Raw genomic sequence first — 20,231 nt, forward strand, 5'->3', positions numbered from 1 at the left:
CACAACCTGCTCGCCCGGCTGCGACCCGAAGCGGTCTTTTTCGGGTCACGGGCGCGCTGCACGGCACATGAAAAAGCCCCCGCAGCGGTCTGCGAGGGCGTGTTCGGGCATGAGGCCCCGGGGTTCAAGCCATGGTCAGGCCCGCGACGGGGTCACGCTTTTTCCAGCTCGAACGCGTCGTGCAGCGCCTGCACGGCCAGTTCCATGTACTTGCGCTCGATCAGGACGGAAATCTTGATTTCCGAGGTGGTGATGACCTGAATGTTGATGTTCTCGTCCGAGAGCACCTTGAACATCTTTGCGGCCACACCGGCGGCGGACCGCATGCCGATGCCCACGACGGACACCTTGGCGACGTTTTCCTCGGATTCGAGCTTGTCGAAGGTCAGCGTGCCCGCCTCGCGCGCCTCGGCCAGCGCCTTTTCGGCGCGCTTCACCTGATTGACCGGGCAAGAGAAGGTCATGTCGGTGACGCCGCCCTCGTGCCCCTTGTAATTCAGCTCGGACACGTTCTGTACGATCATGTCCACGTTCACGCCCGCATCCGCCAGCGTGCCAAAGATCGCTGCGGCGATGCCGGGGCGGTCGGCGATGGTGACGAGGGTCATCTTGGCCTCGTCGCGCGAATAGGCCACACCGGCCACAACATTCGATTCCATGATATCCTCCTCGTCGCAGACCAGCGTGCCGGCCTCGTCGGACTGTTCCTCGAAGCTGCTCAGAACCCGCAGCTTCACCTTGTAGCGCATCGCCAGCTCGACCGAGCGGGTCTGCAGAACCTTGGCGCCAAGGCTGGCGAGTTCCAGCATCTCCTCGAAGGAGATGCGGTCCAGCTTGCGGGCCTTGTCGCAAATGCGCGGATCGGTGGTATAGACCCCGTCCACGTCGGTATAGATGTCGCAGCGCTCGGCCTCGAAGGCGGCGGCAAAGGCGACTGCGGTGGTGTCCGAGCCACCCCGCCCCAGCGTGGTGATGCGGCCCTCGGGCGAGATGCCCTGAAAGCCCGCGACCACGGCGACCTTCATCCCCTCGCCGAATTTCGAGGTGATGTTGTCGGTCGGGATGTCCTCGATGCGGGCGTTGGCATGCGCGCCGGTGGTGATCAGCGGCACCTGCCAGCCCTGCCAGCTGCGCGCGGGCACACCCATTTCCTGCAAGGTGAGGGCCATGAGACCGGCGGTCACGTTCTCGCCCGAGGACACGACGGCGTCATATTCGCGGGCGTCGAAGAGAGGCGAGGTTTCCTCGACGAAGCCGACGAGCTTGTTGGTTTCGCCCGACATGGCCGAGACGATGACGATAACGTCATAGCCTTTGGCGACTTCGACGCCGACGCGTTTGGCGGCGCGGCGGATGCGGTCCAGCGTGGCGACCGAGGTGCCACCGAATTTCATCACGAGAACGGGCATCAGGCGCACCTTTCCTTCCAGATCAGGGGGCCTTTAGGCCAAGGGGGGGCGCTGCGCAAGAGTGATTGCGCGGGCAAGGCTTTTCGAAAAGTTTTGGGTTCCGCAAATTCGAATTTGCGTGACAAGCGCCTTCGAAGGCGCTTGGTCCAAGGCGCGTCACAAGCGCCTTGCGCTCGGGTTCAGGCGTTGCGTCCGGTGCCGTAGCGCGTAGGGACGAGGTCGCCCTCGGTCGCGACATGGGTTTCCTGACCGGGATGGATGTCGGTGTTCTGGGCGCTGGTGACCTGCCAACCTTGCCCGGTCCGGACCATGACCAAGGTCAGGATGGTCTGACGCGGCCCGGCCGCACTCCCGTCCGGGGTCAACTGGCCCGTCAGGTGCAACCGCGACCGCAGGATCGCCACGTCGCCGAGGTCCTTGACCTCGGTCCGTCCGGCTTTCAGCCGGGTCTGCGCAAAGAAGCTGTCGAGCGCGTATTGATGCGGCCGGGCGATCGCTTCGGGGCCATGCCACCACAGACCGGTGACGTTGACGAAATCCCCGTCGGGGGTGAACAGCGCCCCGATCGCCGCACCGTCGCGCGCGTGCCACGCGTCGATGAAGGCGCGTAGCACGCCTTCGGGCGTGTCAATAGGGGTGGGCACGGCCATCCCATGTCTCGAAACAGCCGGTCGTGTCCAGTGACAGCGCCTCCAGCCGGTCGGCGAGCCCCTCGGCGGCCTGAACCGGGGTGATCTCGGCGCTCTCGCCGCCCATATCCGTCTGCACCCAGCCGGGATGGTAGATGCCCACAGCGACGCCGATCTGTTTCAGATCGGTCGCCAGGTTGCGGCCCAGGTTCAGCGCCGCGGCCTTGGACGCGCGATAGATATAGCTGCCGCCCGGGGCCCGTTCATGCGAGGCCATCTGCGACGAGATGATCATGATCTTGCCGCCCTCGTGCATCTGAAGGTTGGGCATCAGCGACTGGATCGTCAGGAACACACCGGTCACGTTGACCGCAAAGCTGTCTTGCCACATGTCGACCGGGTAGCCGCCCGCAAGATTCTGTCCCTTGTCGAGATAAACGCCTGCATTGCAGATCAGCGCGTCCAGCGGCTTGCCTTCGAGCCGGTGCGCCAGATCCGCCTGCGAGGCCGGGTCGGTGACGTCGAGCGGCTCGTATTCAGGTGTGCTGCGGGCCGTGCCGATCACGTCGTGACCGCGCTCGGTCAGGGTGGTCGCCAAGGCCGCGCCGATGCCGCGATTCGCGCCGGTGATGAGAATGGTCATGCAGTCCTCCGTGTTGCGGCTAGCGTAACGGACCACATCACGGCGACAAGCCTAGTTGCTCTTGCGCGAGGGCGTAAAGGGCAGGGGGGCCACGGGAATTCCGTCCTCGATCAGCGCCTTGGCCTCGTCCGGCTTGGCCTCGCCCCAGATCGGGCGCTCGGGCGCCTCGCCCAGATGCATGGCGCGCGCCTCGGCGGCGAACTTGCCGCCGACATAGGTCGAGTTCTTCTCGACATGCTGCTTGAAGGCGGTGATGGCCTGTTCAGCGGCGCTGCGCGGCTGCGACAGCGGCGCGTCAGACGTCGGTTTCTGGTTCACGCGCGGCGCCATCAGCGCCTTTTCCACCCGCGTGCCGCCACAGACCGCGCAACACACGTGCCCGGCGGAGGAAAGCTTGTCGAAGGCCGCAGCGGACTGGAACCAGCTGTCAAACTGGTGGCCGTCGGCACATTTGAGGCTGTACTGGATCATGCGTTGGTCCATTTCGAGATGGTCAAGATGTAGACTAAATCGCGAAGGGTTCAAGATTTCCCAACAGCTGGCAGGGTCGCGAGGATGCGCGCCACGAAATCGCCCGGCGCACTGTCTTGGCGCAGCGCCTCGCGGGCGCGCAGACCCGCATCGTGCTGGGACGGGCCGAGCGCAAGAAGCGCCTCAGCCAGCGCCTCGGCCTCCGCGACCTGCCGGGCGGCCCCGGCCTTTGCCAGCCGGGCAAAGGGGGCGGCAAAGTTGCGCGTGTCGGGCCCGTGGATCAGGGCGCAGCCGAAGCTGGCGGGCTCATACGGCGTGTGGCCGCCGCGGTCGGTCAGCGTCCCGCCGATGAAGACCCGCCCTGCCAACCGGTACCATAGCGCCATTTCGCCAAGCGTATCAGCGATATAGACCTGAGCGTCGGGCGCGTCGTGCAGGCTGCGGCGGGCAACGGTCAGGCCGCGCGCTTGGGCGGCGCGGGCGATGGCTTCGGCGCGCTGCGGATGTCGCGGCGCAAGGATCAGCCGGGTCTCGGGCGCGTGATCCAGCAGGGCGGCATGGGCGTCGAGCACTGTGGCATCCTCGCCCTCATGGGTCGAGGCGGCCAGCCATGTCTGGGTGCGGGGGAAGGCGTGCGTCAGCGCGGCGTCGGGCGTTGTCTCGGGCGGTTCATACAGCGCCTTGAGGTCGAAGACCGGCCCTTGCGCGCTGTCGGGCAGGCCAAGCTCGGCCAGTCTCCGGGCGCTGTCGGCATCCTGCGCCGAGGCAAGGCGAACCTGCGCCAGCAGCTGTCGGGCCAGCCGCGGCATGCGCGACCAAGCGCGGGCCGTCTTGGCCGAGAGGCGCGCGCCCAACAGCAGGACGGGGCCGGGACAGGCCGCAAAGCGATGCGGCCAAAGCTCTGATTCCAATGAGATATGGGCCCGCACGTCCCATCTGCGCATCATGCGGCGGCTGACCCGTTGCAGGTCGAGCGGCGCCGGTCGCACGGAGCAGCGCGGCAGGTCCCATGTGCGCACCATCTGCTGTCCGGTGGCGGAATTGGTGGTGATCAGCCAATGCAGATCGGGCCGCGCCGCGATCAAGCGTGTCAGAACAGGTCGGACCGAGGCCAGTTCGCCATTCGAGGCGCCATGCAGCCAGACATGCGGCGCATCGACCACCGGACCGTGGCCAAGCCGCGCCTTTAGCCCGGCCAACCCGTCCCGACGGGCGGCCCGGACCAGTACGACAAGGGCGAATAGGCTGAGAAGGCAGCGATACAGGAGCACGAGCGACCGATCCTAAGGTGCGTTTCCCGCCCGGATACAGGCCAGATGGCCTTGGGTCCAGCATCGCGATACCCGGCGCGGACAATTCGGGGATTAGGACTGTCCCGACGTGATGATGCAATCCTGTCGGGAAATGCGGGGCAATCCTGTCGGATACGCGATCTATCCACAGATTTGTCCACAAGATTGCGAGGCGCTACCCCAATAGACGGCGCGAAAAGGTCATGCAGGGCAGAGGCTTGCCCGGTGGTATTGCGATCCGTCGGAGGGGGAATGGTGCTGCTGGACAGGATTGAACTGTCGACCTCTCCCTTACCAAGACAGCGCACAAAGCGAAAGCCCCATAAAAACAACGCAATGCAGCGTGTTGGTATGTGGCGCAATCCCTTCGATGTTTGCGCTTTTCTGTGCGGTATCTGTGCGGGGGGGGCGTCATGCGTAAACCCCGCTCTGCCCTTTCCCGCTTCATGGCCCCGTCGCACAAGCGTCTTTCCAAGATGCTGGGCTATTGCCTCATGCTGGGCAGGTCCGACGCATGGTCCGGGTTCAGCGACGTTGCAGCCGCCCGCCTGACGATCGAGGAGCGCGCGGCGCTGGCATTTGCGGCTCTGCGGTCCCTGCACCCCCGCCATGCGGAAATGACCGCTGCGGCGGCTTTGGGCGCGGCGGGTGAGCCGCTTCCGGCCTTCCTCGATGAAATGACCACCGCCCGCACCTGGGCGCGATCCGCCATGACTGCGGAACTCAAATGCTATGCCGTCGCCGCTTTCGAGGCCATGAGCCAAGCGGATCAGGCGGCGTTCTTTCGATACATCAACGAAGTGGAGATCGCGGCATGAAGATGCTTGTTGAGCGAACACCCGTTGCGACGGGCGATCCTTTCGATATGGACGCGGTGAAACTGCACCTGCGGGCACCGGACGATTCCGAGGATGCAGCAATCCGGAACATCGCGCTCACGGCGGCGTCTGACGTTGAACACTTTGCCCAGGTCGCGCTGCTGACCCAGACAATTCAGGTGACGATCCTCGGCCCCGATCTGTCCGGCGATGCGATCCGCTTGCCGGTGGGTCCGCTGGATACGTCCGAGGCGGTGAGCGTCACGTTTGACGGCGTGGCCTTCACCGGCTTCGAGGCCCTGCCCGGCAGGGCGGCGCTGATCTGGTGGACAGAGGACGTTGCCAACCTGTCGCCCGACAAGCTGGTGATCACCTATCAGGCCGGGTTTGGAGCGACGGCGGATGACGTGCCCTCGGACCTTGCGCAAGCCCTCATGGATCAGGCGGCGCTGCACTATGACGGGCGGTCCCCGATGGACGCCAAGAGCCTTACCACGTCGCCGCATATGGCGCGCGTGGGGGCCAAGTATCGCGGGGTTCTCGCATGACCTCGGCAGAGCTGGACGAGATCATCGAACACCGCTGGCCGCTTGTGCTGCGCGCCGTGATGGCGGGCACTGACGAATGGCTCAAGGGCTTTGTGCGGTCCATTGCACGGCACAGCAAGCGCGCAACGTGGCGACCAACGCCCCGGCAAGAACAGATCATGCGGCGGCTGGTGGCCGAGATGGGCACGACGCCCACGCATGACGTGGAGGTGATCGAGAGGTGAGGAAAGCGGCGACCCTGCGCGCCACACCCAAACGCAGGGCCGTAGTGGTGGCCGGGGTAGCAACGGTGGCGCCACTGGCGAGAAGCCTACCACGGGCGGGATCACAGGCAAAGGGCAGTCCGAAAGGTTGAGGCCCGATCCCCGGCACCGCGCTCATGGTGTCGCAAGCAGCAACCGACCGACCGGCAGGAGCGCATGACCGGACGGGCCCAAAGCGATGGACCGGCTCCGTTGAGCAGGGACGACACGCGGCGGGCGTAGGGACTGCCACGGCTTCGCGCCGTGGGCAGTCGTCCTATGCCCTTCGCTCCGAACCTCACCATTGAGCAGGTGAGAAGAGTGCAACGGTTGAACGAAGAGATACGCGCGAGGAACTGAGCGATGAACGAGACGGCGAAAAAAAGGGAGTGGAGGAAAGCGGACGGATCGCCCTTGCCGCCCGCGCCCGTTCGCCTGTCGCCGTCCGACCTCGGGCAAGCTGACCTCTTCGCAAATGGTCCCAATGCCGCAATTTCTGCCGATCAGGGTAACCGTGCTCTGGAGTATACAATTTTCGCTCCGGGCGGGGAGTTGGAAAACGCGGCCCCGGCGGAACGAGCTATGCAATTTATGCAGAGGTTGCAGGTTCCCGAGGGGCCGAACGCGGGCAAGCCGATCAGCTTGGCCCCGTTTCAACGCCGCTTCATCGAAGGGGCCATGGCCGACGATGTGACCACGGCGGTTCTCAGCATCGGGCGCGGCAACGGCAAGTCTGCGATCACGGCAGGCACCGCCCTCGGCGGTCTGATCGGCATATGGGATCGCCAGCCCCGGCGCGAAATCATCGCCGCCGCGCGGACGCGGGATCAGGGCCGGATCATCTGGGACTTTGTGGCCGGGTTCGCCGCCTCTCTGCCCCTCGAAATCCAGCGCCAACTGATCTACCGCCGCGCCCCTCGGCTGGAAATCGAGTATACTGGCGACGGCGGCGGGCACGTTCTGCGCGTGATCGCGGCGGACGGCAAGTCGGCTCTGGGCGGCGCTCCAACGATGGCGATCCTCGATGAGCGCGGGCACTGGGCGCTGGATCGTGGCGACGAGCTGGAACACGCCCTGTTGTCCGGTCTGGGCAAGCGGTCTGGCCGCGCTTTCCTGATCAGCACCTCGGCCAGCGACGACACGCACCCCTTTTCCCGGTGGATCGACGACCCCTTGCCGGGCACCTACGTGCAAGAGCATCGACCCGCGCCAGGCTTGCCCGCTGACGACCCGGAAAGCCTGCTGATCGCCAACCCCGGCGCGGACTATGGCATCGGCGGTTCGCTGGCATGGCTCGAAGCCCAGGCCAAGCGCGCTATCGCGCGCGGCGGGTCAAGCCTGACCTCTTTCCGCCTCTACAACCGCAACGAACGAGTGTCTGGCGAGTCACGTGACCTGCTGATCACCCTGGACGAATGGTTAAACTGCGAGACCGCGACCTTGCCCCCTCGCCAGGGCGGCGTTGTGATCGGGATCGACCTCGGCGGGTCCGCCTCGATGACGGCGGCGGCGTTCTACTGGCCGGAAACCGGGCGGCTGGAATGCCTCGGCACCTTCCCCTCTATGCCGTCGCTGCTGGATCGCGGCCAATCAGACGGCGTGGCCGGACGCTATGTCGAGATGCAGGAGCGCGGCGAACTGTCGGTGCTGGGTGACAAGACCGTGCCCGTCGCGCCGTGGCTGGTCGAGGTGCTGCGCCATGTCGAGGGCGAGGCCGTCGCCGCGATCACCATGGACCGCTACAAGCAAGCCGAACTGTCCGAGGCCATTGCACGGGCGGGCATCCGCGCGCCCTTGGTCTGGCGCGGTCAGGGGTTCCGGGATGGCGGCGAGGATTGTGAGCGATTTCGCCGCGCGGCCTTTGACGGACAGGTGAAGGCCAGCCCGTCGCTGCTGCTGCGCTCTGCCTTCGCGGATGCGGTCTGCCTGCGCGACCCAGCCAACAACCTGAAACTGGCAAAGGCCCGGTCGAATGGCCGGATCGACGCGGCGGCGGCATCGGTGCTGGCCGTCGCCCAAGGCGCGCGGATCGCGGCGCAACCCAAGCAGAAAGCGAGATTGGCATGGCTTTGAATGCAGCAAGCCTCACCCGGCGGATTCACGTGCAGCGCGCCACCGGCACCCCGGATGGCTACGGCGGCACAATCTACACCTGGGCGGACCACGGCAGCCCGATCTTTGCCCGTCGCCGCGATCTTTCGGACGCGGAACGCATGACGGGGGGCGCTTGGGATAACCGGCTTATGACCCGCTTCGTGATCCGCGCCACGGCTTTTGCCCGCGGCATCCGGCGAACTGACCGGATTGTGCATGAGGGCGTCACCTTTGAGATCGACGGCATCAAGGAAATACCGGACAGCCGGGCTTTCCTCGAAATCACGGCCTGGACGGAGGAAGCGGCATGAGCATCCGCAAGGATCATCAACGCTTTTCCCGGCATGTCACCCGCACCAAACGCTGGAAGGCGCTGCGGGCAGAGATCCTCGAACGCGACAAATACCGTTGCCGGGATTGCGGCTGCGGCGGGCGGCTCGAAGTCGATCACATCAAGCCCGTCAGGACGCATCCCGAATTGTCCTATGACCCGGCCAACCTTCAGGCGCTTTGCCCCGGTTGCCATGCCCGGAAAACCCGAATCGAGTGCGGGCATCCCCCGCCCCGAAAAGACCGCCTGGACTGGCGGCAAGCTGTCGAGTCGCTGTCGCGGCCCGCAAAGAACCCCAATGAGCAGAAAGGATAACCAATGCTCGAGTCTGTGAAAATCGCCCGGCGTCAGTCGGAAATCCGTCAGAGCCTTGCCGAATTGGCAGGCAAGGAAACCCCGTCCGAGGATGAAATCCGCAAGATGGACGACCTGGACCGCGAGTATCGGTCCAACGAAACCCGCTACCGTGCGGCGCTGATCGCGGAGGACACCGAACGCCGCGACGCCGGGTCCGAGCTGGAAACCCGCTCTGCCCAGGAATGGGCCGACCTCATGGCCGGGTTTGAAATGCGCCAGGTCGCGCTGGCCCTCGATGAAGGGCGGACGCTGGACGGCCAGACGGCCGAAATCGTGTCCGAGCTGCGCGAACAGGGCGGGTTCCGGGGCATTCCCGTGCCGTGGCAGGCGCTCGAAGTGCGGGCGGGCGAGACCGTCGCCAGCGGCACCCCGAACCCGATCCAGACGCGCCCGATCATCGACCGGCTTTTCCCCGGCAGCGTGGCCGCGCGGATGGGTGCCCAGATGATCAGCATCGACGCGGGCGCGGTGGAATGGCCGGTGACAACCTCGGCAGTCACCGCGGGCTGGGCCGATGGCGAGACCGCCAACGTCGCAGGCCCGACCGTCTATGCGACCACGGATCGCGCCATGTCGCCGGACCACAACCTCGGGATTCAGATGCGGATCACCCGCAAGACCCTGAAACAGTCCGGCACGGCGCTGGAACAGGCGGTGCGGCGCGATATGTCGGGCGCGATGGGCGCGGCGATGGATCAGGCGGCGTTCCTCGGCACCGGGGCAAATGGCCAGCCCCTCGGCGTGATCACCGGCGCGGCCACCTACGGGATCACCGCAACGGCGGTGGATGCGCTGGCAAGCTGGGCGGCGTTCCGGGCGGGCGTGACCCGCTTCATGACCGCCAACGCGGCCAGCTCGCCCGGCGATGTGCGCGCGCTGATCCGCCCCGAACTTTGGGACTACCTTGACGGGGTTTACATCGACACCGGCACGGGCGTGACCGAATGGGACCGTCTGGTGAAGAACATCCCGGCGGGCAACATCGCCATGACGAACAACGGCCTTGCCGCGCCGTCCGGCACCCCCTCGGCAACGCAATCGCTGCTGACCACCTCGGCAGGCGGCGTGGCCCCGATCTTCATCGGCGCATGGGGCGCGGTGGACATGATCCGCGACCCGTATTCGGATGCACAATCGGGTGGCCTGCGGATCACCGCGCTTGCGACCATGGATGTGACCGTCGCGCGCCCGGCTCAGCTCGAACTGCTGACCGGCCTTGAGCTGGAAGCCGCGTAATGCTCTGGGGCGCTCACATCGGCAGCCTTGAGCTGCGCAACGAAGGCGGGGAAACCCGCCTTCGGGCAACCTTTCCTTATGGCCGGGAAACCGTGCTGGCCGAGGCCATAGGCCGGGGGCGTGAGCGTCGTGAAGTGATCGCGGCCCGTGCCTTCTCGGATCGGCTGGACAGCGGACAGGACGTGCATTTCCTGTCCGGCCATGACTTCAACAAGCCCTTGGCATCGCGATCCGCCGGCACGTTGACCCTGACCGAAAGCGACGACGCCTTGACGGTCGAGGCGACGATCAGCGCGGACATGGCGCAAGTGTCCTATGTCCGCGACTTCCTGTCCGCCCATGCCGCCGGTCTGGTGCGCGGCCTGTCGCCGGGGTTCCGGGTTCGGCCCGGTGGCGAGACGGTCGAGGAACGCGGCAACGCGATCCTGCGCACGATCCGCGCGGCGGACCTGATAGAGATCAGCGCCGTGACGAAACCGGCCTATCCGGCGGCTCAGATCGAGGCCCGGAATTGGCAACCCATTGGCGAGGTGGCGAAGCGTATCGTGAACCGCCCCGCTATCATCCGGTGGAGGTGATCATGCTGGGATGGCTTATCAACAAGCTGCGCCCGATCGAGGAACGATCCAGCGGCAGCGGCTACACCGCCCAGGTCATGGCCGCGCGGGACAGCTTCATCAGCGGGCGGCGCGGCGTGGCCGAGCTGACAGCGACGGTGCAGAGCTGCGTGAGCCTCTGGGAAGGCGGGTTCGCCATGGCGGACGTGTCCGGCACCGATCTGTTGACCCGGCAAACCATGGCAATGATCGCCCGGTCTGTCGCTCTGGGCGGCGAATCTGTCTTTCTGGTGACGGACCTTGGCCTTGTGCCCGCGACCGATTGGGATGTGACCACGCGCGACGGCAGGCCCAAGGCTTACCGCCTGTCCATCCCCGAGGCCGGGGGCGGGCGGACGATGACAGCCCTTGCGGCAGAGGTGCTTCACCTGCGGATCGGCGCGGACGCCCTGTCGCCGTGGATCGGCACCGCGCCCTTGCGGCGATCCAGCCTCACCGGGGCCATGCTTCACGCGGTTGAATCGGCGCTGGCCGAGACCTTCGAGAATGCGCCGTTGGGGTCGCTGATCGTGCCATTGCCGGACAGCGGGGCCGAGGACATGGCAAACATGCGGGCAGCATTCCGGGGCAGGCGCGGGTCAACCCTTGTGGTCGAGGGCGTGGCCCAGGCGACGGCGGCGGGGATGAATCCCCAGATCGGCCAGAAGCCGGACCAACTTTCGCCGGACCTGTCCAAGAGCATGACGGGCGAGACGCTGGCAGCGGCGCGTGAGGGCATCCTCATGGCCTATGGCGTCTTGCCGTCGCTGGTAAACCGCGCGGCCACCGGCCCGGCAGTCCGCGAGGCTCAGCGGCAACTGGCGATCTGGACCTTGCAACCCATTGCCGCCCTGCTGGCCGATGAGGCAACGGCCAAGCTGGGCGCGACGGTCGAGATTGACACGATCCGGCCCTTGCAAGCCTTCGATGCAGGCGGACGCGCCCGCGCCCTGTCCGCAATCGTCAAGACGCTGGCCGAGGCCAAGGAGTCGGGCATCAGCCCCGAGGCCGTGTCCGGGGCCATGCGCATGGTGGACTGGAAAGAATAAGGCAAGGATCGCCTGGGAACCTCTTCCCCAAAGCATCCCGGATCAGTCGGTGAGTGCCGAAATAACCCCGACAGCGCGCGGCCCGCTTGAGCGGCGGGCGCGGCGCGCCATCTAACGAGCTATTTTGGTGCCGTTTACCCAATTGGTCATGTGAATATCCAATTCACGCAGTATTTCTTCGGCCTTTTTGGGATCGTTGCGCGTAATGAGGTGGTCCATGGCAATGTGCAGCCCGCGATGCATGTCTTTTACTGCATCAAAAGCTTCTTTATTGGCAACTTTCTTCATCACTTACCTTTCGCAATCGAACTCCGGCACCGCCACCGTTCTCTTCTAAGAAAATGACACCCGCGCTTTCAAGCGCCGCGCGGATCGCAGCGGTAGCCTTCTCTGAGGCCCCAAACTGGCCAGCACCTTCCGCACGTTTCACTGTGGGAACGGATAGTCCAGTTGCCGCAGCAACCTGAGCTTGCGTCCAACCGATCAATGAGCGCGCGGCTCGAAGCTGGTTTCCAGTCATGATGCCTCTTGATCCATAGGGATCAATGTGCATATTGATCCTAACGGATCATATCACAACCGGAGACCCTGACAATGACAAACCAACCCGCCAGCGGGAACAGCCGCCCCTTGCCTGAAATCGCGGACCTGTATGACATTTCCCTGCAAGTCTGCGACGGCTTCGATGTGATCGAGAAAGCCTTTTTGGATGATCCGGGGGGCGGGCCGGTTACGTCCCTTTGCGCGGCCTTTGGGAAACTGGCCGAACAGCTCGCAATGGACCTTGAAACCTTGAAGAACCACGAGGCCCGCAAATGACCAGGACACCCACGCCCGCCTTCACCCGCCGCGCCCTGCTGGCCGCAATGCCCGCAACCGGCGCAGCTCTGGCCTTGCCCTCTGTGGCATCGGCAGAAGCCCCTGACCCGGTAGTGCGAGCCTATCACGACTGGATGGCCGCGCGTCGTGAGTGGGGCGCTTTGATGGGGCGTCCCGAGCATGGCAACGGCGACACCACGCCCGTGCTCGATGCGCAACAACGGGAATATGAAGCCGAAGAACGGATGCTGACAGAGACACCGACCTCACTTGAGGGGATCGCGGCCCTATCGGCGCTTGCATGGTATACCATGGGGCCAAGCTCTACTGACCCCGAGCAATTCGCCCGCGAGGTCGACACCCACGAAAGCCGCTTGATACTGGCCCTGTGGAGAGGATGCACCGGCCAGGACGGGTATCCCGTCTCCTAAATGCTTTTTTCACATTTAGAGTTGACGTGCGGCCTAAGGGAGCGTTAGTCATTAAGAATGAAGCAAGCTCAGTTTATAACCCTCATGTCGGAAAGCCTCGGCGTCGAAGAGAAGACGATCCGCGTGATCGTGCGGCTCTTGCGGGAAGCTGGGCTATTTACGACAGGTGCCCGAGGCGTGAACGCTCCGGACATCACGCCGCTAGACGCGGTTCGCGTCGTTATCGCTGTAGTTGCGTCCCCGTCGCCTAGCCGGGCGGTAAGAGACGTGAAGTATTTCGGAGCATTAAAGCCAGATCGCCGCGATGAACAGGCTTTTTCCTACTGGGGTCTGGCTTGGATCGACGAAGACAAGACACTGGAAGATACCCTTCTGGAGTGCATTTCAAATCGAGTGCCATACCAAGAGATTTCCCTTGGGAAGTTGCATCTATCCGAGCGTGGAAATGCTCATATCGAGACGGACAGCGGGCGGCAAGACTACCATCAACGTGAGCAATGGCAGGCCGTCATGGATCAGTTTTCGTCATCGAATGACAACCCGAGAAACAGGACTGTTCTCGATTCCTGGGAAGCAATGCATCGCATCTCGAACACAAAAGTAAACCGCTCTGCGGAGATCAATCTTGCTGAGCTGCACCAAATCGGTTTCGAGATCATCGGTTGGGAGGTGGATTGATTATGGCCCAACCGCGACTCATGACCCTAGCCGAAGCCGCCGCCGAACTGCATCGCACGTTCACAGTCAACACCCTGAGGAAGGCCGTGCGAGAAAAGCGTTTGCGGGCCTCAAAGTTTGGAACGCATCGCTACTACGTGACCCAAGAAGACCTTGAGGACTTTCTGAAATGCCACGCAAACGAAAGCCCACGCGCCTCTATCAGCGCCCAGACGATGGGCAATACATCATCCGAGACGGCGGCACCGATAAGCGGACAGGATTTGGCGAAGGCGAGCTTGAAAAGGCTCAAGTCGCGCTTGCCGACTACATCAGCAACAAAGCACAGCCGAAACGATCCGGCCCCGCGCACCCAAGTGAGCTGAGCGTGGGCGAAGTCTTGGCCGCATACGCTGACGACAAGGGCGCATACATGAGCGCCCCTGAGACGCTTATTTATTCAATTTCGGCGCTCAATAGCTATTGGGGAAACAAGTCCTGCGCGGACGTCAAAGGAAGCGCATGTCGTGAATATGGACGCATCAGGGATAGGGCACCTGGCACGATCCGCCGTGAGTTGGGCGTCTTGCAGGCCGCTCTAAATCATGCGCACGGGGAGGGCGTTTTGGTTCACCCTATCGCGGTTGAATTGCCTCAGGCCGGTGCGGTGCGGGAGCGTTGGCTGACGAGAGACGAGGTTGCGAGAGTGCTACACCATGCTGCGCCTCACGTCCGCCGCTTCATCATTCTGTCGCTTTACACTGGACGCCGGGCGAGCGCGATCTTGGAACTAACGTGGAGCCGCGTTGACCTCGAGCGCGGAATTATCCGGTTCCGCGACGAAGGCGAGGCCGAGACCAACAAGCGCCGTGGCCGTGTTCTAGTGCCGCGCCAGCTCAGAGCGCATCTCGCCAGATGGCGGAGGATGCATGAGGCGCTTAGCCCCGCCGCACGGCGTCACGACACTCACCTTGTCATGTTTCGCGGCAAGCCGGTGGCCAGCATTAAGAAGGGTATCGCCATGGCCGCGACCCGCGCCGAAATTGACGGTGTGACGCCCCATGTCTTGAAGCACACCGCGATCACTTGGCCGATCATGAAGGGCCTTGGTCTGGAGCAGGCGGCGGAGTACTTTGACACATCACCAGCAACGATCCGTCAGCACTATTGGCACCATAGCCCGCTTCATCAGGCCGAAGCGCGGGAGATGATTGAGAGGAGAGGCCGGTGATAACTGTGCGGAAAGCTGTGCGCGGTATCGGCAATGACACCGCTAAGTTATGGTGCTGCTGGACAGGATTGAACTGTCGACCTCTCCCTTACCAAGGGAGTGCTCTACCACTGAGCTACAGCAGCGCCGTGAGGGGCGTTTAGACAAAGCCCAATTCGGGTGCAAGAGGGTTTTTTGAAAAAATCGCATCTGGCGAGGATCGGCTGATGACCCACTGCGCTCTGGACCGGCCCCCGGCCCTGCGGTAAAGGCGCTACATGGATCGCTCTCCCAAGGATAAGGGTCGCAAGACCGAAACGCGCGAGGACCGGCTGAAGGCCGCGCTTAAGGCGAATCTCGCCCGGCGCAAGGCGCAGGCCCGCGCGCGCACCGAGGAGAAGGGCGACCAGCGGCAGGAACGTGACGAGGACTGACAGGCATGGATTCGATTCTGGTGACGGGCAATGGCCCGCTGAGCGGGGATATCCCCATCGCAGGCGCAAAGAATGCCTGCCTGACCCTGATGCCCGCGACGCTGCTGTCGGATGAGCCGCTGACGCTGACCAATGCGCCGCGGCTGTCGGACATCCGCACCATGACGGTGCTGCTTCAAAGCCTCGGCGCCGAAGTGACGGCGTTGCAGGAGGGCAAGGTGCTGGCCATGTCGAGCCACGGCCTGACCAGCCAGCGCGCCGAATATGACATCGTGCGCAAGATGCGCGCGTCGATCCTCGTTCTGGGGCCGCTTTTGGCGCGGTTCGGGCAGGCCGAGGTGTCGCTGCCCGGTGGTTGCGCCATCGGCGCGCGTCCGGTCGATCTGCACCTGAAGGCGATGGAGGCGCTGGGCGCCGAGATGGACCTGCGCGACGGCTATGTGCATGCCAAGGCGCCCTCGGGCGGCCTGCGTGGCGGTGTCATCGATTTCCCGCTGGTCTCGGTCGGCGCGACCGAGAACGCGCTGATGGCCGCGACCTTGGCCAAGGGCACCACGGTCATCCGCAACGCCGCGCGCGAGCCCGAGATCGTCGATCTGGCGCAATGCCTGCGCAAGATGGGCGCGCACATCAGCGGCGAGGGCAGTTCGGAGATCACGGTGGAGGGCGTCGAGCGGCTGGGCGGCGCGACGCATCGCGTCGTGACCGACCGGATCGAGTTGGGCACATACATGCTGGCACCCGCGATCTGCGGCGGCGAGGTCACCTGCCTTGGTGGCACCATCGATCTGGTCGCGGCCTTCTGCGAAAAGCTGGACGCGGCGGGGATTTCGGTAGAGGAAACCGAAAAGGGGCTCAAGGTTGCGCGCCGCAATGGCCGGGTCAAGGCGGTGGACGTGACGACCGAGCCCTTCCCGGGCTTTCCGACCGACTTGCAGGCGCAGATGATGGCGCTGCTCTGCACCGCCGACGGTGCGTCGGTGCTGGAGGAGAAGATCTTTGAAAACCGGTTCATGCACGCGCCGGAACTGACCCGCATGGGCGCCCGGATCGAGGTGCATGGCGGCACGGCGACGGTGCAGGGCGTCGAGCGGCTGAAGGGCGCGCCGGTCATGGCGACCGACCTGCGGGCGTCGGTGTCGCTGATCCTCGCGGGGTTGGCCGCCGAGGGCGAAACCGTGGTCAGCCGGGTCTACCATCTGGACCGCGGGTATGAGAATGTCGAAGACAAGCTGCGCGCCGTGGGCGCCAAAATCGAACGGATCAAGAGCCAATGACCGAAGATGCGCGTTTCGAGGACGGAGCGGCGCGCCCGCTGAACCTGGGCGCGCTGGATGTTGAGGATCTGCAAGTGATTTCGGCACTGGTGCAGGACGCGGTCCTGCCGGTGACCGAGATCAAGTGGCAAAAAGGGCAGCGTCGGCTGGCGCTTTTGGTCAACCGCCTGCGCCGCGAGGAACGCGCGCCGCAGGTCGAGCGGGTGCAATCCCTGCTGGTGATCGACAACGTTCTTGGTGTGTCGTCACAGGGCGTGGATCGCAGCGACGCGGACATGGTCCTGTCGGTGCTGGCGGTCGAATTCGAGCCCGGCGAAGCGCCCGAGGGGTTCGTTACGCTGGTGCTGGCGGGGGACGGCGCGCTGCGGGCGCGGGTCGAGGCGCTGGAGGTCTCCTTGCGCGATGTGACCCGGCCCTATGTCGCGCCCTCGCGCCAGTTGCCGGATCACGGGGTCTAGAGGTCCAATTTCAACCGTCCGCCTGGCTGGGCGGCGCGGCTCTGGCACAGGATCATCCGTGTGCCGCGTTGCGCCTTTGACAGGACGAAATCGCGGTGGTCCACCTCGCCATCGAGCACGCCGCATTGGCAGACCCCGCAGATGCCGTCATCGCATTTCACGTCGATGTGGATGCCTGCGCGGATCAACGCATCAGCCGCAGATTCCTCTTCTGAAACAGATATTTCCCGACCATTCTTCAGGTGGAGCGTGAAGGGATAATTGGTGGATTCCGGTGTTGCCGGTGGGGCGAAATATTCGCTGTGCAGCCGGTCTTCGGGGATGTTGGCCGCCTCGGCGGCGGACAGGACGGCCTGCATGTAGGCGTCGGGACCGCAGGTATAGACGTGGGCGTTCGGGGCGTTCCGCATCAGGGCGCTCAGGTCGGCGCGGGTGCCCTCGTCGCTGATATGCAGGTGCACGCGATCCGCCCAAGGGGCCTGCGCCAGATCGGCGAGGAACCCGGCGCCGGCGCGGCTGTGCACCGAATAATGCAGCGCGAAATCGCGCCCCAAAGCGTGCAGCCGGTGCGCCATGGCGATCAGCGGCGTGACCCCGATGCCGCCGCCCATCAGCAGCGTGTGGCCGGCGTTTTCCACAAGAGGAAAGTGGTTGATCGGCTTGGAAATAAAGACTTTTCGCCCTTCGGCAAAGATCCGGTGCAGCAGTTTGGACCCGCCGCGGCCAAGGTCCTCGCGCAGGACGGCGATCTGGTAGCGGCTTCGGTCGGCAGGATCGCCCGACAACGAGTATGGCCGCAGGTATTCGGGCGCAACCACGATGTCGAGATGACTGCCGGCGGTCCATCCGGGCAGGTCGCTGCCATCGAGCGAGGTGAACTCGAATTTGGTGATGCCTGCCGTCATTTGCCGGACAAGGCTGACCTTGACCTGCAAGACGGGGCTTTCTGTGGATAGATCGTATTTGTGCAAGACACTGTCATCGCCCTGCGCCCGCCTGCGGCGATATTCGTCGGCGGTGACAAGCGCGTGCCAAGCTTCGATCCCTTTTTCGCGGTCCATCGGGAACGGGTAGGGCCACGGATGCGGGGCCAGCGGCGCGGGGTAGACCGCAAGGGTCTGGTCCTGCGGGCGCACCACCAGATCCGGTTGCAGGTTTCGCCGGTTCACGGGCGCGCGGGCGGGGCGATAGGCGCCGTCCTCATAAAGTTCGATATCCCACCACCATTTCTTCGCCGGGTTCAGCCCGCCGCGCCCGACCCGATCATCCAGCCGCGCCAGCCACGGCGCCAGAGACGGTGCGTGCATGGCCGCTTTGCGAAAGGGGGCCTCGGCGAACAGCCCTTGCAGGTTCCACGGGCAGGTCTTCATGCAGCGCCCACACATCGCGCCGCCCTCGGTGGTGATCCGGTAGGTGGCGCATTTCTGACTGTCGGATTTCCAGATCTCGTAGCCGTTGAACATGGTCTTGGGCCCGGCGGTGATCGCGCCCGAGGGGCATTCGCGGGCGCATTTGCTGCACCCCTCGCAGAACCGTTGCAGCCCGAAATCGATGGGCTTGTCATGGGCCAGCGGCATGTCGGTGGTCACGACGCCGGATTTCAGGCGCGGCCCCAGCATCGGGTTCAGGATGACCTCGCCGATGCGGCTGACCTCGCCCAGCCCCGACAACAGCAGAAGCGGCGGTTGCAAGACATCGCCGTCGAGCACCGTATGCGCCTTGGCGTTGTAGCCGAGGCGGCGGATCTGCGCGGCGATGACGCCGCCCAGCAGGGAAAAGCGCAGATAGGCGCGCATGGATTGCGCGACGCTGATCCAATCGTCGCCGGACGCGCCCTCCATCGTCTCGAAGCCCTGATCGATGATCATGGAGATGGCGTTGGGATGGGGCGGGTCGATAGGCGCGCCGGTGGCGTCATGGGAATACCACGCCCAGTCCGGGCAGCGGCTGATCCCCACGGCATCCACCCCCAGAAAGTAGCTGCTGGCCTTCACCAAATCGGCATTGTGCTGAGGGTTCGCAGGCCGGAACTGTGCCCCGTCCCCGCTGATCCCGTCCTGCAACAGCACGAAGGCCCCGAGCATCCGTCGCTGCGCCATCGAAGGCGCGGATTTGCGCGCGTAATGCCCGCCCGTCGCGCCTTTTTGTACCTTCTTGCCCAGATCGCCGAACTGTGCGCGGGCGAACATGTCGGTGCGTTTCGGCACGCGGGGAATGTTGGGTTCGTCCAGATAAGTGGTTGGTTGATCGACCCTTTTCAATGTCTCGAAGGCATGCGGCCCGTCGCGGTAGCGCCGCTTGGCAAAGGCATCGCGTGTGGCGCGGCTCATCGGCGACAGGCTGCCCAGCCGCCAGCCGGGCCCGTCGGTCAGCAGCGCATCCTGCGTGGCGGCCAGCGGCGCGTCCACCGCGATGTCCAGCGTGGTCGACACCGCAGCCACCCCGTAGCGCCGCCCCAGCCAAGGCACAGTCAGGTCCGCAGCGGCCAGCCCCGCCGCGACGGCCAGCCGGTTCAGGTCGAGATCCGTGGTCGTCGCCGAATGTGCCTTGGCGTCCCAGCCCAGCAAGCGGATATAGTTGGCGATCACCACCGCCGTTTCCGTCGCGCGCAGGCAGGCGCGCTCGGCCTGCATGTCGTGGATCCAGTCGCAGCCCGCCTCGCCCGGGCCGGGATCGCGTTTGTAGTCGTAGAGAAAGACCAGAACATGGCTGTGGTTGTCGATGGAGGCAGGCGGGGTCTCCATCGACTCCTTGAGATCGGCCATGATCATGTCGATGCCCGAGGCCAACGTTTTCGTCTGGCGGCTGCGCAATGCCTCGGCCAAGGCGGCGATCCCGGGATTCACCACCGGGGTCTCCAGCTGCGCAGAGTCGGGCAGCAGGCCGACGCCAACCATCGCCGCATCCGAGAAATAGCCGAACGCCTTCAGGTGGTTGGCGCGCTCGACAGGGTCGGGGGGAATGTCGGCCTGTGCGCGATTGACCAGCCCGTCGCGGATCGCATCCATCATCGCCTGATGGTCCGCCATGGCGTTCACTAGGCTGTCATCCGCACGCTCGAATCGCAGGGGCACGAAAGGCGCGACCTGCGACAGGTCCGGCATCGGCCCGCGGGCCAGACGCTCCAGCGCGTATCCGCCCAAGTGGACCGGGCGGTCCTTGTGTGAAAACAGTCGTGTCATGGTCGTCCTCCCGGTCGCGCAGGGTAAGCCCAATTGCCACCCGCGCAA

General features: G+C 64.7%; 23 protein-coding genes, 1 tRNA gene and 1 pseudogene. 17 read left to right on the plus strand and 8 right to left on the minus strand.

Annotation, left to right across the window (positions count from 1 at the left end):
• Positions 1–152 precede the first annotated feature (152 nt).
• The 5 genes from D8Z78_RS05055 to D8Z78_RS05075 all read right to left on the minus strand — a co-directional run bounded on the left by D8Z78_RS05055 (position 153) and on the right by D8Z78_RS05075 (position 4,423).
• Positions 153–1,409, minus strand: coding sequence for an aspartate kinase (locus D8Z78_RS05055; protein ID WP_121634166.1), 1,257 nt, complete (start codon positions 1,407–1,409; stop codon positions 153–155).
• 179 nt (positions 1,410–1,588) lie between these two features.
• A complete protein-coding gene (locus D8Z78_RS05060; RefSeq protein WP_121634164.1) occupies positions 1,589–2,059 on the minus strand; it encodes a YybH family protein in 471 nt (156 codons plus the stop codon).
• A complete protein-coding gene (locus D8Z78_RS05065; RefSeq protein ID WP_121634162.1) occupies positions 2,037–2,681 on the minus strand; it encodes an SDR family NAD(P)-dependent oxidoreductase in 645 nt (214 codons plus the stop codon). The genes D8Z78_RS05060 and D8Z78_RS05065 overlap by 23 nt, the downstream gene beginning before the upstream one ends.
• Before the next feature lie 51 nt (positions 2,682–2,732).
• Positions 2,733–3,152 (minus strand): DUF1178 family protein, encoded by a 420-nt coding sequence (locus D8Z78_RS05070; protein WP_121634160.1) that lies wholly within the window; start codon positions 3,150–3,152, stop codon positions 2,733–2,735.
• A 50-nt stretch (positions 3,153–3,202) separates the two neighbouring features.
• Positions 3,203–4,423: a 3-deoxy-D-manno-octulosonic acid transferase gene (locus D8Z78_RS05075; RefSeq protein WP_121634158.1), complete on the minus strand. Its 1,221-nt coding sequence runs from the start codon at positions 4,421–4,423 to the stop codon at positions 3,203–3,205.
• A 434-nt stretch (positions 4,424–4,857) separates the two neighbouring features.
• Between D8Z78_RS05075 and D8Z78_RS05080 the strand changes: the two genes are divergently transcribed.
• From D8Z78_RS05080 to D8Z78_RS05120, 9 genes are all read left to right on the plus strand, one after another.
• On the plus strand, positions 4,858–5,262 hold the full coding sequence (locus tag D8Z78_RS05080; RefSeq protein ID WP_128910606.1) for a hypothetical protein: 405 nt from the start codon (positions 4,858–4,860) through the stop codon (positions 5,260–5,262).
• The gene (locus D8Z78_RS05085) at positions 5,259–5,810 is read left to right on the plus strand and encodes a head-tail connector protein (protein WP_121634154.1); all 552 of its coding nucleotides are present in this window, start codon (positions 5,259–5,261) and stop codon (positions 5,808–5,810) included. Before D8Z78_RS05080 ends, D8Z78_RS05085 begins: the two co-directional genes overlap by 4 nt.
• Positions 5,807–6,034 carry a hypothetical protein gene (locus D8Z78_RS05090; RefSeq protein WP_121634153.1) on the plus strand — a complete coding sequence of 76 codons (228 nt, stop codon included), beginning with the start codon at positions 5,807–5,809 and terminating at the stop codon, positions 6,032–6,034. Before D8Z78_RS05085 ends, D8Z78_RS05090 begins: the two co-directional genes overlap by 4 nt.
• 600 nt (positions 6,035–6,634) lie before the next feature.
• Entirely contained in the window at positions 6,635–8,125 is a 1,491-nt protein-coding gene (locus tag D8Z78_RS05095) for a terminase TerL endonuclease subunit (RefSeq protein ID WP_206169635.1), read from the plus strand.
• The gene (locus tag D8Z78_RS05100) at positions 8,116–8,457 is read left to right on the plus strand and encodes a head-tail adaptor protein (protein ID WP_121634151.1); all 342 of its coding nucleotides are present in this window, start codon (positions 8,116–8,118) and stop codon (positions 8,455–8,457) included. The genes D8Z78_RS05095 and D8Z78_RS05100 overlap by 10 nt, the downstream gene beginning before the upstream one ends.
• Positions 8,454–8,792, plus strand: coding sequence for an HNH endonuclease (locus D8Z78_RS05105; RefSeq protein ID WP_121634149.1), 339 nt, complete (start codon positions 8,454–8,456; stop codon positions 8,790–8,792). Before D8Z78_RS05100 ends, D8Z78_RS05105 begins: the two co-directional genes overlap by 4 nt.
• 3 nt (positions 8,793–8,795) lie before the next feature.
• Positions 8,796–10,070, plus strand: a complete 1,275-nt coding sequence (locus D8Z78_RS05110) for a phage major capsid protein (protein ID WP_121634147.1) — start codon at positions 8,796–8,798, stop codon at positions 10,068–10,070.
• Entirely contained in the window at positions 10,070–10,648 is a 579-nt protein-coding gene (locus D8Z78_RS05115; protein WP_121634145.1) for an HK97 family phage prohead protease, read from the plus strand. Before D8Z78_RS05110 ends, D8Z78_RS05115 begins: the two co-directional genes overlap by 1 nt.
• A gap of 2 nt (positions 10,649–10,650) precedes the next feature.
• A complete protein-coding gene (locus D8Z78_RS05120; RefSeq protein WP_121634174.1) occupies positions 10,651–11,715 on the plus strand; it encodes a phage portal protein in 1,065 nt (354 codons plus the stop codon).
• A 111-nt stretch (positions 11,716–11,826) separates the two neighbouring features.
• Here the strand turns inward: D8Z78_RS05120 and D8Z78_RS24500 are convergent, their stop codons facing one another.
• Complete coding sequence (locus D8Z78_RS24500; protein ID WP_164932883.1) at positions 11,827–12,003, minus strand: hypothetical protein; 177 nt, start codon at positions 12,001–12,003, stop codon at positions 11,827–11,829.
• A 306-nt stretch (positions 12,004–12,309) separates the two neighbouring features.
• Here D8Z78_RS24500 and D8Z78_RS05130 point away from each other — a divergent pair, with 306 nt between their 5' ends.
• The 5 genes and pseudogenes from D8Z78_RS05130 to D8Z78_RS05150 all read left to right on the plus strand — a co-directional run bounded on the left by D8Z78_RS05130 (position 12,310) and on the right by D8Z78_RS05150 (position 14,853).
• Positions 12,310–12,534, plus strand: a complete 225-nt coding sequence (locus tag D8Z78_RS05130) for a hypothetical protein (RefSeq protein ID WP_121634143.1) — start codon at positions 12,310–12,312, stop codon at positions 12,532–12,534.
• On the plus strand, positions 12,531–12,965 hold the full coding sequence (locus D8Z78_RS05135) for a hypothetical protein (protein WP_121634141.1): 435 nt from the start codon (positions 12,531–12,533) through the stop codon (positions 12,963–12,965). Before D8Z78_RS05130 ends, D8Z78_RS05135 begins: the two co-directional genes overlap by 4 nt.
• Positions 12,966–13,022: 57 nt before the next feature.
• Complete coding sequence (locus tag D8Z78_RS05140) at positions 13,023–13,643, plus strand: hypothetical protein (protein WP_121634139.1); 621 nt, start codon at positions 13,023–13,025, stop codon at positions 13,641–13,643.
• Positions 13,644–13,663: 20 nt separating this feature from the next.
• Positions 13,664–13,753: pseudogene (locus D8Z78_RS25345) on the plus strand (hypothetical protein); the annotation flags it as partial.
• A gap of 59 nt (positions 13,754–13,812) precedes the next feature.
• Positions 13,813–14,853, plus strand: coding sequence for a tyrosine-type recombinase/integrase (locus D8Z78_RS05150; RefSeq protein WP_121634136.1), 1,041 nt, complete (start codon positions 13,813–13,815; stop codon positions 14,851–14,853).
• Between the two features lie 50 nt (positions 14,854–14,903).
• Here D8Z78_RS05150 and D8Z78_RS05155 read toward each other — a convergent pair.
• Positions 14,904–14,978, minus strand: a tRNA-Thr gene (locus tag D8Z78_RS05155).
• 132 nt (positions 14,979–15,110) lie between these two features.
• On the opposite strand from D8Z78_RS05155, the gene D8Z78_RS24505 reads away from it, so the two are divergent.
• Genes D8Z78_RS24505 through D8Z78_RS05165 form a run of 3 tightly spaced genes read left to right on the plus strand, consistent with a single transcriptional unit; the run spans position 15,111 to position 17,001 of the window.
• Complete coding sequence (locus tag D8Z78_RS24505; protein WP_164932886.1) at positions 15,111–15,266, plus strand: hypothetical protein; 156 nt, start codon at positions 15,111–15,113, stop codon at positions 15,264–15,266.
• A 5-nt stretch (positions 15,267–15,271) separates the two neighbouring features.
• Positions 15,272–16,543, plus strand: coding sequence for a UDP-N-acetylglucosamine 1-carboxyvinyltransferase (murA, locus tag D8Z78_RS05160; protein ID WP_121634134.1), 1,272 nt, complete (start codon positions 15,272–15,274; stop codon positions 16,541–16,543).
• The gene (locus D8Z78_RS05165; RefSeq protein ID WP_121634132.1) at positions 16,540–17,001 is read left to right on the plus strand and encodes a DUF2948 family protein; all 462 of its coding nucleotides are present in this window, start codon (positions 16,540–16,542) and stop codon (positions 16,999–17,001) included. Before murA ends, D8Z78_RS05165 begins: the two co-directional genes overlap by 4 nt.
• Here D8Z78_RS05165 and D8Z78_RS05170 read toward each other — a convergent pair.
• Positions 16,998–20,183 (minus strand): 2Fe-2S iron-sulfur cluster-binding protein, encoded by a 3,186-nt coding sequence (locus tag D8Z78_RS05170; protein ID WP_121634129.1) that lies wholly within the window; start codon positions 20,181–20,183, stop codon positions 16,998–17,000. The two genes, D8Z78_RS05165 and D8Z78_RS05170, sit on opposite strands and share 4 nt — an antisense overlap.
• Between the last annotated feature and the right edge of the window lie 48 nt (positions 20,184–20,231).

Source organism: Tropicibacter alexandrii (assembly GCF_003667315.2).
GTDB classification, from domain to species: Bacteria; Pseudomonadota; Alphaproteobacteria; order Rhodobacterales; family Rhodobacteraceae; genus Tropicibacter; species Tropicibacter alexandrii.

What these genes read in the sequence shown, in the direction of transcription:
- D8Z78_RS24505 (WP_164932886.1), top strand. Translation starts at nt 15,111, where the DNA reads ATGGATCGCTCTCCCAAGGATAAGGGTCGCAAGACCGAAACGCGCGAG.
- D8Z78_RS05120 (WP_121634174.1), top strand. Translation starts at nt 10,651, where the DNA reads ATGCTGGGATGGCTTATCAACAAGCTGCGCCCGATCGAGGAACGATCC.
- D8Z78_RS05055 (WP_121634166.1), bottom strand. Translation starts at nt 1,409, where the DNA reads ATGCCCGTTCTCGTGATGAAATTCGGTGGCACCTCGGTCGCCACGCTG.
- D8Z78_RS05090 (WP_121634153.1), top strand. Translation starts at nt 5,807, where the DNA reads ATGACCTCGGCAGAGCTGGACGAGATCATCGAACACCGCTGGCCGCTT.
- D8Z78_RS24500 (WP_164932883.1), bottom strand. Translation starts at nt 12,003, where the DNA reads ATGAAGAAAGTTGCCAATAAAGAAGCTTTTGATGCAGTAAAAGACATG.
- D8Z78_RS05130 (WP_121634143.1), top strand. Translation starts at nt 12,310, where the DNA reads ATGACAAACCAACCCGCCAGCGGGAACAGCCGCCCCTTGCCTGAAATC.
- D8Z78_RS05085 (WP_121634154.1), top strand. Translation starts at nt 5,259, where the DNA reads ATGAAGATGCTTGTTGAGCGAACACCCGTTGCGACGGGCGATCCTTTC.
- D8Z78_RS05150 (WP_121634136.1), top strand. Translation starts at nt 13,813, where the DNA reads ATGCCACGCAAACGAAAGCCCACGCGCCTCTATCAGCGCCCAGACGAT.
- D8Z78_RS05165 (WP_121634132.1), top strand. Translation starts at nt 16,540, where the DNA reads ATGACCGAAGATGCGCGTTTCGAGGACGGAGCGGCGCGCCCGCTGAAC.
- D8Z78_RS05110 (WP_121634147.1), top strand. Translation starts at nt 8,796, where the DNA reads ATGCTCGAGTCTGTGAAAATCGCCCGGCGTCAGTCGGAAATCCGTCAG.
- D8Z78_RS05100 (WP_121634151.1), top strand. Translation starts at nt 8,116, where the DNA reads ATGGCTTTGAATGCAGCAAGCCTCACCCGGCGGATTCACGTGCAGCGC.
- D8Z78_RS05065 (WP_121634162.1), bottom strand. Translation starts at nt 2,681, where the DNA reads ATGACCATTCTCATCACCGGCGCGAATCGCGGCATCGGCGCGGCCTTG.
- D8Z78_RS05135 (WP_121634141.1), top strand. Translation starts at nt 12,531, where the DNA reads ATGACCAGGACACCCACGCCCGCCTTCACCCGCCGCGCCCTGCTGGCC.
- D8Z78_RS05095 (WP_206169635.1), top strand. Translation starts at nt 6,635, where the DNA reads ATGCAATTTATGCAGAGGTTGCAGGTTCCCGAGGGGCCGAACGCGGGC.
- D8Z78_RS05140 (WP_121634139.1), top strand. Translation starts at nt 13,023, where the DNA reads ATGAAGCAAGCTCAGTTTATAACCCTCATGTCGGAAAGCCTCGGCGTC.
- D8Z78_RS05105 (WP_121634149.1), top strand. Translation starts at nt 8,454, where the DNA reads ATGAGCATCCGCAAGGATCATCAACGCTTTTCCCGGCATGTCACCCGC.
- D8Z78_RS05080 (WP_128910606.1), top strand. Translation starts at nt 4,858, where the DNA reads ATGCGTAAACCCCGCTCTGCCCTTTCCCGCTTCATGGCCCCGTCGCAC.
- D8Z78_RS05070 (WP_121634160.1), bottom strand. Translation starts at nt 3,152, where the DNA reads ATGATCCAGTACAGCCTCAAATGTGCCGACGGCCACCAGTTTGACAGC.
- D8Z78_RS05060 (WP_121634164.1), bottom strand. Translation starts at nt 2,059, where the DNA reads ATGGCCGTGCCCACCCCTATTGACACGCCCGAAGGCGTGCTACGCGCC.
- murA (WP_121634134.1), top strand. Translation starts at nt 15,272, where the DNA reads ATGGATTCGATTCTGGTGACGGGCAATGGCCCGCTGAGCGGGGATATC.
- D8Z78_RS05170 (WP_121634129.1), bottom strand. Translation starts at nt 20,183, where the DNA reads ATGACACGACTGTTTTCACACAAGGACCGCCCGGTCCACTTGGGCGGA.
- D8Z78_RS05115 (WP_121634145.1), top strand. Translation starts at nt 10,070, where the DNA reads ATGCTCTGGGGCGCTCACATCGGCAGCCTTGAGCTGCGCAACGAAGGC.